Below are 12,018 nucleotides of genomic sequence, written 5' to 3'. Positions count from 1 at the left end.
TATTGATGGATTAAAAGATCGTCGCCATCAACATCAGGGGCCGGAGACCTTACTCTTACTATTCATCCCTTAATTTATCAGGTTTAATTTTTTTATACCGATGCTACCGGATTTGATATGATATAGAATCCGGTTATATAATATATGCTTATAATTCTATAATTAGTTCAATCTCCCCTACTCCCCTACTCCCCACCCCCAAATATATGATAAGTATTCAACCGGATTTGATATAACAGGACTTGGGCAAAAAAAATGGCCTGTATCATTGCCAAGCCAATATTGAGTAATCATCATCTTGTAGGAAAATTGATCGAGTGGCGATCGCTAAAAAGGCGTTGGTAAATTCAAAGATAAATCAGGCAGGAACAGTTACATCTCCAAACTTGAGATAATGAATTAAAAGTCTTATGGAATGCTTCAGCATCTCTACAGAGAAAGGAGTAGCACAATGTTTTCTGGTGCAGTCGAGCGGGGGTAGTGTCGTAAACGAGTATTTTCTCCTTCCACCCTCCTCATTTAGGTCTTAGTGATAATTTGGTCTTGCTCAGGAATAAAGACTTTATAAACAGGATTCCCATCACTGACCCAGAAATCGCATTTCCAACAAGCGTTAGCAATCGCTTGCCAGAGCCAAATAAAAGTTTCAGAACTACGGTTTCCGATGACCCAACCGACAATCCCTGGCCGAAAGTGGTCTACCACTGTCCAAATCCAAACTTGATTTTTTTTTTGAGACAAAAGTTTGTAACTCATCCAATTCTCCAACTTCTGGGATTACTTCTGAGTCATAAATATCAGGTAAAAGTTTTCCTACCTGTCTGACCCAATTAATAATTGTGCCATGGGCAACCCCAGTAACTCAGCTAATCCCCTGGAACCCCATACCATTGACATAAATTTCTCTTCATAAAGCTTTGGTATCCAGGCTATATCCAGGTTTGTTATAGACTTCTATAAACTGGCGACCACATCTAACAATAGATAATTTTGCTTGTCTCCTCGATGACCATTTTTGCGGATATGTTTACTAGCACACTCTGGGCATTGCATAGGCTAACTTTAGCTCCAGCACTATCTACATATTCCATTTTGCCCTACCCATCCTATGAGTAGATTACTCAGTTCATCTTTCCATTTACCAACGCCACTAAAAAATTCTACCAGTTATTTCCAACTTAAGTAGTTGCTTTTCTAACTCGGTCTGCATAGTCTTGAGGACGAAATTTCCTAAAACTTTGCAAAGCAAATTGTCGTAAATTTAGGGGTAGGTAAGATAATACTAAAGCAAATCTAGTCTTGAATGAAGTTCCTAGCATTTGGCTTGATTCTTGTAATAACTCTCTCCCTTTAACACTTTCACCCTTTTCAATTAATCTAATTCCTAGATTCTGTTTCGTATCTGCTAACTTAAATAAACGTGATTTTTCCAATTTCTGATCGTCAAATTTATAACTATTAATACAGAAAGTTTTAGCAGATAAAAAGTGAATATCTTGTTTTAAACTGGTTTGACGATTATGAAAACGATATTCCATGAGATATTCTGGAATAAAATATCCAACTTTTCCGATTACTGCTAATCTGACTAGCAAATCAAAGTCTTCACATCCATCTGCTTCAGGCCGCATATAATCAACTTCTTGTAGGCAAGAACGACGAAACAAAGTTGAACCCACCTGCAAACTTTGGTATTGAAATGTTTCTTTAAGCAAGTTAGGGATAATTCCTTGCTCCAACTTATCCTTTCCCCACTTAGCCGCATTCTCTCTCGTGGCTACTTCCTCCCGTTCACTTTTTTCATTAATAACCCAATGACTTGTACAGACAAAATCTACATTTTGCATCTCATCTAATACTGCCACAGTTTTCTCTAAAAATTCTGGAGTCAAGGCATCATCATCATCAAATTTGATAAAATAATCCCCTGTAGCAGCATCAAAACCAGAACGCATATTTTTACTACGTCCAATATTTTGAGGATGCTGAATATAGTGAATTCTAGAGTCATTCCACTGACTAACTACTTCAGCAGTATTATCTTTTGAGCCATCATCAGTTATGATTAATTCAAAATCATCATAAGTTTGATTCAAAACACTATTTACTGCATAAGGCAGCAAATTTGCTCGGTTATAAGTGGGAATGCAAACGCTAACTTTTGTCATAATAAATTACATAATTTATGAAATAATTTTAATAGATAATTAACCCAATATTGAATGATAACTAATGGTGAAATTTTTGCTAATTTTTACTTAATTAATTAAAGATTCTGTGCCGGGAATATGACCAAATATTCGCTCTGAATACTCCAATACTTCCCGATTGAAAAACTGCTTGTATTGAGGATCATCAGATACTTTTTGCCATCGGTTTAAGACATCCATTGATGTTGCTTTGCCATTAAATTCTTTTCCTTCAAACGAACTACCGCCACCAAAACTTGTTACCTTATCAATGCCTGCATCAGAAAATTCCATTTGCAGTTTCTCAGCAATGTTTCGCCGATATTCAACATCAGCAAACCATTGATTATAATTTATACAAATTTTGTTGTGCTTGAGATAATTTGTTTCTCCTAAATATTCTTTTGCATAATCTAGCCACAAATCAATCATGGTTTTATTCGGAGAATTTACTGATAAAAAATATGCCACCTTAGAAGATATCTTTAGTCTACTTGCAAGCAGATTAAAAGGGTCTCTAATAATAAGTATATCGTACCTAGTAGCACTTTTTCCTAAGTATATATCGTGGTTACGTTCAAATTTATCATTTGCTATCTGCTCCAGGGGAAAATCTTCATAGCTGTAAATCAAACAATCTCTTTTAATAAAATTTCCTTTAGCTTGTTGGCGGTTATGTTCTATTGCCCATTTATGTTCTGGAAATTTATCTCGTAGATTTTCATACTTGTACCGATAGGGGTTTTGATTAGCTAATACATTATTAATAAATCCTACATCACTATTCTGTTGACTTTTAACCCAGTTAATAATGGCATGATTCCCACTGCGTTTCATACCTGCCACTCGAATTTCCTTTTGATTAACTATTTCTGAAAGTTTGTGTTGCTGGGTAATAATTCTGATCACATCTTCCAGATTATGTGCTACAAAACGCTTACCTTTCTTCAAGGCTAGATTTGGTTTTTTTAATGCCTTAACTATATTTGACTTTTCCACCATAAAATCTATTTGTAAAATTAAAATATTTAAAATCTAACTAAAATTAATAATATAGTAATTCCCAAAAAGTGGCAGGTACAAAATTCCTTGGTTTTAGGGAGTAGGGAGTAGGGAGTCGTAATTCTCGTTCCGTAGGAATCGATAAAGAAGAAAAACAACTGTACCTCATTAGCTTGGGAAACGCTATATAATATTGCCATTAAATATAATAAATTACCTGTATATAAAGAAAAATCTAGGGGAACTTACAAACTTTATGCAAATCTTAATGCTTTCCTCCACCTTTCCTTATCCTCCCAGTCGAGGTGGTACGCAAGTTAGAACTTTTAATCTACTCAAATATTTGAGTCAAAAACATTCTGTTACTTTATTAACACAACTGTCTCCAGATGTCAATGATTCAGAAATAGATTCATTGCGATCTTATGTAGAAGAGTTGGCTGTATTTCCGCGCCCCCAAGAACCAACAAAAGGAACATTAGTAAAACTAAGACGTTTTAGTAATTTTCTGATTGAAGGTACTCCACCAAGTGTTCTTTCGATATATTCGCCAGCAATGCAAAATTGGGTGGATGAGTTTGTGGCAGCAGGTAAATGTGAGGCCATTACTTGTGAACATTGTGTGAATGAAATTTATATTCGCCCTCAATGGCAACAACAACTAAAAACTCTAGTTAATGTCCATAGTTCGGTTTATGGTACTTGTAAGCAACAGTTAGAAACTGGTACAGCAGAAAAACCATTGCGAGATAGACTGAATCTTCCCTTACTGCTTCGTTATGAAAAACGCTACTGCTCAAAATTTTCCTGTATAGTCGCAACAACTGAGGAAGACGGGAAACAACTGCAAGAGTTTAACCCCAATAGTCAAATATCAGTTATTCCGAATGGAGTAGATTTTACTCAGTTTCCCTATCGAAGTAACGACCCAGAGGGACATCAATTAATTTTTGTGGGAGCTATGGATAATTTTCCTAATATTGATGCGGTTAGGTTTTTGACTTTGGAAATATTACCTAAGGTACAAGAGCGTTATCCTGATACAACTTTAGCTCTGGTAGGGGCGAGACCAGTACCAGAAGTGCAGGAACTTTCAACTCGCCCAGGAGTAAAAGTTACAGGTCGCGTACCTTCAATGGCAGAATATTTACATCAAGCAACTGTTTGTGTGATTCCGATGCGTACTGGTTTTGGAATTAAAAATAAAACTTTAGAAGCAATGGCAGCAGGTACGCCTGTTGTGGCCAGTGACCGTGGTTTAGAAGGTCTAGCAGTTGATGGTGCAAATACACCACTAAAAGCATTAAGAGCAAATCAAGTAGCAGAGTATGTAGAGGCCATTAGTCACTTATTTGAGGATGGGCAGTTGAGACAAACGTTGTCAGAAAATGGGCGATCGCTGATAGAAACGGAGTATACTTGGGAAGTTCAAGGTCAGCGCTATGAGCAGGTATTGCTAGGATGATGAAAAGGAAGATTCAAGGTTCCAAAGTCAGTTACAATCAAGCTAAGTTTCCCAAAGTTGCTAAAACAGCTCAGAAATCTTATTATCCTAGAAGTAAGAAAACTCTACAAATTAGCCGGATAACTTCTGTCCCTAAATCTAGGCATCAGAGGAAATTATCTAAATCTCAAAAGTTTTCTTTAAAATCCTTACCTTGGAAAAAATGGATTGTTGAATGGGCAGGGGTAAGTTTATTATTTGGTGGCTCTGGTTTCATGGCAATGGGGGCATGGATTAGTGTAAAGTTAATTTCCGATCCGAATGCTATAGTCTGGTTTAATCAATCATTACCACAGTGGACTCAATTTTATATATCCGGGAATAAATCTTTGCAAACTCTTGAACAAATTAAAGGTAGTATCAAAGAGGGAGGATTTAGTACCGGAGAAACTTTTTCTCTTCCTAGTACAACAGCAGATTCTGGTTTAGATGTATTAGTGCCAGTAATGAAGCAAATTGATTCAAGAGCTTCTTTGCCCTGTGAAACTCCTTGTCGGGAATTAGTAGAGTTGCGAGTCTATCAGTCAGTTTTATCTGTTAACCAAAGAGAAGGCAGTAAACCATATTTTCGATTAGTTAATACTTTACCACTCCAAGGTCCTGCTGAATCTTTTGTAATTTCATCTACTATTGAGTCTACCTCTGCTCCTCAAGGCTCAAATCAACCTTTACCTGTAACAACAGTACGTCGTTTTCAAGGCAAAGTTCCCACTGCTGGAGTTTGGTTTACTGTCAGTGGTCAAAGATTACAAAATAATAAGACTATTCCTTATGGACAAATTGTCAATTACAACCCCAAAAAAAATTACTTGAGTTCGATGTTGGAATGGAAAAGTGCTGCTGGTCAAGCTCCCATCTGGCAGGAAATGACGGGAGGAGGAGATCCAGAGTTGGTGGTTGAGCAAACTGTGGGATTAGATCCTGATTTTGATATTTATTGGATTCAGCCACGAAAGTTTATACTTAATCCGATTGAGTTAGAGAAAATTTCTCTTGACGAAATTCCTATTGCAGATAGCTATTATAAAGATACCTTGAGATTAGCTCGTAATGGTTTATGGTCTGGTGCTTTTGCTTTAATTCAACCTTTGCGAAAGAATTTAATGGATGAATCTCAATGGCCTGAAAAAGCACAAGCTCAATTTGATTTAATTAAATTTCATGCCAAGATTACAGAAGCTCAGGCGATCGCTTCTTGGGCAAGTCCAAGTCAAAAAGTTTTGGCTGGTTTAATTGATGGTCGTTGGCAAGAAAGTCTAAATGTGTTTGAAAATAATTTGAGCAGCACTTATGAGATTGGTAAATTACTGCAAAATGATACTGGTCGTCTGCGCAACCGAGTTGATGCTGCTTTAAGGGTAAATCAAGCTGAAACTAATGCTATTGCTTGGGGTGCTTTAATTGTGGCAAGTCAAAAGGGGCGAAGAAGGGCAACGTCGTGGTTAAACAGGCAACCTCAGACTAGCAAGGAGGCAAAGGAAAAGATTGGGAAGTTATTGGATCAACTAGATGCTGCTTTTGCTAAGAAGGAGACTATACAACAGCAGAGAATTCAGCGAGGAGGGTTGTTATGAAGTCAGAAGTCATTTCAGTTATCAGTTATCAGTACCTCATGGAATAGGGAGGCTACGAAAATACTGAAGTTGATTTTCTCTTGGTCGATTGGATATGGCGCAGGTTTCTGAGCCATCCCACCCTACGGGAAGCTGCGCTAACGACCGCTTTTTCATCCCCTTAAAAGGGGAAGCTATTTACCTTACTTTTTGGTCAGGAGTCAGGAGAAGAGAAAAAAGTATATAGATACATTTTTGGTAGTAGTGGATTGTAATTATTTTGGTTATGGAGCATGAGAGTGGGAGTATCTTGCTCCCTTAAAGGTGTTGAGCATTTCCATCGATCTGAAGTCTAAAGTTAAACTTGCAGTACGGAATAAATTTGTCAATTTGAGAGGAGCGAGAATGTCCTAATAATAATGGCGACTGCTGTAATATTTCTATCAGGACTTAAGCAAAAGCACTACATATAGTAGATAAAAACTATAGCACTATGGTATATCTAGTGTTTTTGTTGGAAAAATGCGTAAGTTCTGTCTATAATATTTCTAATATCAAGTCCGCTCGGGTTCGGTATAAAAAAATTTTCCAACTGATGCGCCATTGCCACATCTTTCTTTATCTACCCATCTCTTCAAACTTCCCACCCTCTTTATCTAATTACACGGGGTTGCACATTATGGAATGATGCTGCCAAAAATGGGCTCGGACTTTGACTAAAAAAACCATTAACTAATCATTTTAGTAATTCCCCAATTCCAAATTCAGGCATCCAAAATCTAGAATCATTCGTCACTGTGCAACGCCAATTACACTGATGTACCGGATTTGATACATTACTATGAAGGGCGACCAAACTTTTTAGTTGGGTTTCCTTTGTCAACCCAACCTACTATTTATATTATTCGTGGGTTGAACCGTCTGGCATTATTGCGCCTTTTAGGTTAGCTTTTTCCAATAATTCTCCACCTAGTTTAGCATCAGTTAAATTTGCACCAGATAAATCAGTAGAATATGTTATAACTGCTCGTAAGTCTGCTGAAATTAAGTTAGCTCCTCTGAGTTTTGCACTATTAAGATTTGCATTACGAAGGTCAGCTTTTGTTAACTCTGTTGCATTTAGTTTAGCTTCTCGCAAATTTGCATCTCTTAAACTTGCTCCACTCAAATTTGCATATCTTAAATCAGTTTTATCTAATATTGCTCCGTCTAGATTTGCATCTCTTAAATCTGCTCCACTCAAATTGACTCCCCTTAAATCAGTGCCTGATAAATTTACTCCTCTTAATGAAACATTAGGAGCAAGAAAATAAACACCCAATTTAGTATAATTAAACCCTTCAGGAAAAACAGTTGCTTCACTACAAAGTGCTTGGTTAATTTTTACCATTTGTACGTTTGCTCCTTTAAGGTTTGCGTTTAACAAATTAGCTTTACTTAAATCAGCTTGACTCAAATTTACATTCGTAAAATCTGTATTCCTTAAAAATAAGCCACTAAAATTTGCTTTTGTGAGATTTGCACCACTGAAGTTGCTTTTGTTTGGTGTTTTAGCTTGGCTAAAATTAATTCCACTCAAGTTAGATTTAGTAAAATTTACCAAACATAAATAAGTTTGACTAAGATTCACATTTCTAAACTTTACCTGTTCTAGATTTGTAGAAACCATTCTTGCTTTACTTAAATCAGTATTAATCAACTTAGCTTGACTGAGATTCGCTGAACTTAAATCAGCTTCACAGAGGTTAGTATTAATCAACTTAGCTTCACTTAGGTTTGCCGAATTTAACTTACTTTTAGATAAGTCAGTACCTCAAAATTTTGCACCTGTTAAATTCGGCAAACCTAAGTCAAGCTAAGTTGATTAATACTTAAATCAGCTTCACAGAGGTTAGTATTAATCAACTTAGCTTCACTTAGGTTTGCCGAATTTAACTTACTTTTAGATAAGTCAGTACCTCAAAATTTTGCACCTGTTAAATTAACTGATTGAAAACTTGCTCCACTCAAATTTGCACCATTAAAATTAGCATTACTCAAATTTAATTTTGAATCATCAAAAGACTTCCCACTCAAATCAACACCAGACAAATTAATCCCAGTAAAATCTCGTTCTCCCTCACTATATCTACGCAAAAATTCCTCAGCACTAACCACAGGTTCTTGACTTTCTTCTTCCTCCTCATCTTCATCTACCATCATCGAAATATCCTGAAATTCCATTTCATTCTCATCAATAACTCCAGGCAAATATCCCTCTTCTTCTTCCTCCTCATCTTTATTTACCACCATCGAAATCTTCTGAAATTCCATTTCACTTTCATCAATAACTCCAGGCAAATATTCCACCTCATCCAAACTTTTCACACTTGCTGCAAATCTGCGATTAATTTCTGCTTCCTCCAAAACTTCAGCATTATCAAAACGGTTAATTAATCCTTGAATAATTTTTATATCCGTCGTCCGAATACCCACTTCTCGTTCCAGACTTTCCTCGCCCGAAGCTAAAAAATTATGACTCCCCACAAAAGCAAACTTCTCATCACACACCAGAAAATTTTCGTGAGTTCCTAACAACTTCAACCGAAATAGACCAGGATAACTTTCTTCTAATTCTTGTAAATCTACCAAAGCATTATATTTCCAACCTTTGCCAATATTCGAGCGATCGCCTAAATATCCCCAACCAATATCTATCTGAAAATTGTGGTTTAAACAATCCTTGAATTTCTTCAGTAAATGTCGATCGATACTATTACAGTTTAACCAAGGACAAATAATAATTAATCGTGCTTGAACTGTTTCTAATGCTTCGATTAATACACCACGACTATCAGTACAGTCAAATACTAATTTATTTTGATATTATTCAGTTTTTTGCCAACTATCCGGAGATTTATCTTGAGTTTCCGTAGTCGATTTTATGGGATTATTTAAAGCTAATAATTCATCTAAACGTAGAGTTAAAGCAAAAAAATTTTCCTGTAAATTTTCGATATCTTGTGCTTCCGGTAGATGATGAAAATTTTCTATCTGCTCGTCTAAAGTCTGTTTCAACTTAACAACATATTTTTTGAGAGTAACTTGTTGTTTTTCCAGTTGTGAAACCTTGGCAACTAGAGCAGATAAATTTGATTCTAGGTCAGACATAATTAACTTGTAGAGACATTGGCAGATTCATTGTAAAACATTATAATGACAATTTAGTTTGATAGTTACTGCTCTCAAGCAGAAGATGAGAAATTATGTTACTTGAACTCACAAAAAAAACTCTAGCATTTTATTTGGAAGATATTGAAACTCCTATCGGTAAAGCTATTAACTTTATTCTGCTATTTTTGATTTTATTTTCTTCAGCTATTTTTGTTGCTGAGACTTATCCAATTCCAGAGAATATTTTTATTATACTAGAACTAATCAATGATGCTATTTTAGTGTTTTTTGCCGTTGAATATTTACTGAGATTTTGGTGTGCAGATCAAAAAATAAAGTTTGTTTTTAGTTTTTTTTCTATTATTGATTTACTGGCAATTTTACCTATTTTTCCAGGTTTTTTAGAACTGAGTTTTATTAGAATTATCAGATGGTTCCGAATTCTAAAATTAATTCGATTTCTCAAATTCAAAATTTATATTTTTCGGATTAGTACAGAAGATGGAGTGATTTTTGCCAGAATATTATTTACTTTATTTACAATTATTTTTATCTTTTCTGGCTTGATTTATCAAGTAGAGCACCGCGTAAATCCTGAATCATTTAAGAATTTTTTAGATGCTGTATATTTTTCAGTTGTTACAATGACAACTGTTGGATTTGGCGATATAATTCCTACTTCAGAAAGTGGTCGTTTATTAACCGTTTTAATGATATTAACAGGTATTAGTTTAATTCCTTCTCAACTGGGGGATTTAATTAAACAACTGATAAAAACAACTAAAAATATAGAAAAATCATGCAGTGGTTGTGGTTTTTCTATCCACGATATAGATGCCAAATTCTGTAAAATATGTGGTACAGAGTTAGGCATTTATCAAATAAATAATGTCAATGAAAAAAAATAATAGGGTCGATACATTGAAGAAGACAGAAGGCATTCACCCTATTCCCCAGGGTCAATTTATGATCACTAGAGAAAAATTGATAGGGAGATGAGGAGATTCTTATTCACAAGCAAAACCTTGTAGAGACCTTCCATGGAAAGTCCCTACTGTGGTCTACCCAAATAAAAACTGCTGTAAGTCTTAACCTGCTCATTCCTTCCTATATACATGAGCGAGCGTAGTTTTTTAGTAATCACCCTCTTCTTATTCCTTTAATTTAACCTACGCCTAATACTTCGCTTTAAACTTCGGAGTAAATTTTTTAATCTAGTTAAATTAACTTCTTTACTACCATAACGCCATCCCACATAAGCTTGAGAAATTTCTTCAATTATTTCTACTTCATTTATAGAATGATATTCCTTAATAGCTTGAGTATATTCAAAAGGTGTCTGAAAATGATGTTTAACTAATCCCTTACTCGCCATCAAACTCAACATTTGTTGATATATACTCTCCACTGGAGATAACTTAGCTAACCACCGACCATAACGCCATCCTCGCCAAAATATATACAATAACCAACCCAAGAAAGCTAAAGCAGTAACGAAAATTAAACCAGTAAATATGCCTTGCCAACCTTGAGAAAAGAGAGCAAAAAACCAACTAATAATTCCCAATACCCAACGGAATATTCCACCAATAAATCTCTCTAAAAAACCAGTTACAGGAGAAGGTAACCAACCAGCTACCCACTGCCAAAAAGTCATTAATGCACTAAAAGTTTGATTCTTTTCAATAGAAGGAGGAGTTAAAGGCATTCCCGGAATAGGGTTAAAAGCAAACCATCCATACCCAGGAAAATATACCTCCGTCATCATATAGGCATCTGTATTTTTAACCACATATAAACCAGTAAAAGGATTAAATTCCCCAGCAGAATAACCCGCTACTAATCTTGCCGGAATTCCAATAGAACGTAACATCATTGTCAAGACAGTAGAAAAGTGGTCGCCATAACCACCGATAATTTTCTCCCCTTCCGGGCTATTTTGATAACCAAATAAAAAAGCCGATACTAAATCTTCACCTTCAACAAAAAATGGAGGTTCTTTTTGTAGTTTATAATTAGGATTTTGTTTCAGATATTGGGCTAAAAAAAGTGCTTTTTGGTAAGGGGAAGTAATAGGTTTGCTTTCTTTAGCAACTTTATTTTTACTAGCTAAAATTTCTGCTGTTTTTTGTCTTACTTTTTCCGCAATTTCTGGAGGAATTTGTAAATAATATTTACTAATACTTTCTGGGTAATTTTCACCTGCCTTACTCAAAATATCTTGGTTTCGATAAGGAACATCAGAAATGACTGTATACGTTAAACCTTCCCTAAGTTCGAGAGGAGAACGCAAATTACCATCAGGGTCAATCGCTATTTTTTCAGTAGGAAAATATACTTCTTTTGCTTGATATAAAGCGGGAATTAAATTCGGCAACTGAGAAACAATTGTGTAGCTTTGAATTACTTCTCTAGTTTCATTGTCATATCTATTTCTCGGCCAATTAACATAAAATTGATAAGACCAACGAGGGCGATTTAAAGTAAAAGAATTATCATTCCGAGAAATTTCCCAACCTTCACCCGTATATTTATCGAAAGCCAAAACTCGCCAAAAACCTTCAGCTTGCGACCTCACCCGCATCACAACTTGAGGCTCTAATTGCCCACGCAAATT

The 12,018-nt window shown here is 35.6% G+C and carries 9 protein-coding genes and 3 pseudogenes; 3 read left to right on the top strand and 9 right to left on the bottom strand.

Annotated features, from left to right (window positions below; translation table 11 throughout):
- Positions 1-358: 358 nt before the first annotated feature.
- The 3 genes and pseudogenes from D5R40_RS25125 to D5R40_RS25115 all read right to left on the bottom strand — a co-directional run bounded on the left by D5R40_RS25125 (position 359) and on the right by D5R40_RS25115 (position 3,191).
- A pseudogene (locus D5R40_RS25125) lies at positions 359-1,053 on the bottom strand (IS1 family transposase).
- A 125-nt stretch (positions 1,054-1,178) separates the two neighbouring features.
- Positions 1,179-2,168: a glycosyltransferase family 2 protein gene (locus D5R40_RS25120; RefSeq protein ID WP_124147036.1), complete on the bottom strand. Its 990-nt coding sequence runs from the start codon at positions 2,166-2,168 to the stop codon at positions 1,179-1,181.
- A 90-nt stretch (positions 2,169-2,258) separates the two neighbouring features.
- Positions 2,259-3,191 (bottom strand): hypothetical protein, encoded by a 933-nt coding sequence (locus D5R40_RS25115; protein ID WP_124147035.1) that lies wholly within the window; start codon positions 3,189-3,191, stop codon positions 2,259-2,261.
- Between the two features lie 256 nt (positions 3,192-3,447).
- Between D5R40_RS25115 and D5R40_RS25110 the strand changes: the two genes are divergently transcribed.
- Positions 3,448-4,656, top strand: a complete 1,209-nt coding sequence (locus D5R40_RS25110) for a glycosyltransferase family 4 protein (protein ID WP_124147034.1) — start codon at positions 3,448-3,450, stop codon at positions 4,654-4,656.
- Complete coding sequence (locus tag D5R40_RS25105) at positions 4,653-6,269, top strand: hypothetical protein (RefSeq protein WP_124155400.1); 1,617 nt, start codon at positions 4,653-4,655, stop codon at positions 6,267-6,269. Before D5R40_RS25110 ends, D5R40_RS25105 begins: the two co-directional genes overlap by 4 nt.
- Positions 6,270-7,149: 880 nt before the next feature.
- Here D5R40_RS25105 and D5R40_RS42860 read toward each other — a convergent pair.
- From D5R40_RS42860 to D5R40_RS25085, 5 genes and pseudogenes are all read right to left on the bottom strand, one after another.
- Positions 7,150-7,827: a pentapeptide repeat-containing protein gene (locus tag D5R40_RS42860; RefSeq protein WP_445974437.1), complete on the bottom strand. Its 678-nt coding sequence runs from the start codon at positions 7,825-7,827 to the stop codon at positions 7,150-7,152.
- Positions 7,813-8,028: pseudogene (locus D5R40_RS43535) on the bottom strand (pentapeptide repeat-containing protein); the annotation flags it as partial. The gene D5R40_RS42860 and the pseudogene D5R40_RS43535, both read right to left, overlap by 15 nt.
- A gap of 65 nt (positions 8,029-8,093) precedes the next feature.
- Positions 8,094-8,195 (bottom strand): annotated as a pseudogene (locus D5R40_RS42855) (pentapeptide repeat-containing protein); the annotation flags it as partial.
- Between the two features lie 12 nt (positions 8,196-8,207).
- The gene (locus tag D5R40_RS25090) at positions 8,208-8,879 is read right to left on the bottom strand and encodes a pentapeptide repeat-containing protein (protein ID WP_124155398.1); all 672 of its coding nucleotides are present in this window, start codon (positions 8,877-8,879) and stop codon (positions 8,208-8,210) included.
- Between the two features lie 234 nt (positions 8,880-9,113).
- Complete coding sequence (locus D5R40_RS25085; protein WP_124155397.1) at positions 9,114-9,398, bottom strand: hypothetical protein; 285 nt, start codon at positions 9,396-9,398, stop codon at positions 9,114-9,116.
- Positions 9,399-9,532: 134 nt separating this feature from the next.
- Here D5R40_RS25085 and D5R40_RS25080 point away from each other — a divergent pair, with 134 nt between their 5' ends.
- Entirely contained in the window at positions 9,533-10,309 is a 777-nt protein-coding gene (locus D5R40_RS25080) for an ion transporter (protein ID WP_338043249.1), read from the top strand.
- A 251-nt stretch (positions 10,310-10,560) separates the two neighbouring features.
- Here D5R40_RS25080 and D5R40_RS25075 read toward each other — a convergent pair.
- Positions 10,561-12,018: transglutaminase TgpA family protein (locus D5R40_RS25075; protein ID WP_240041649.1), on the bottom strand; the 1,458-nt coding region annotated here is incomplete at its 5' end.

Source organism: Okeania hirsuta (assembly GCF_003838195.1).
In the GTDB taxonomy this organism is placed as follows: domain Bacteria; phylum Cyanobacteriota; class Cyanobacteriia; order Cyanobacteriales; family Microcoleaceae; genus Okeania; species Okeania hirsuta.
This window is presented reverse-complemented; position numbering and strand designations above follow the sequence as displayed.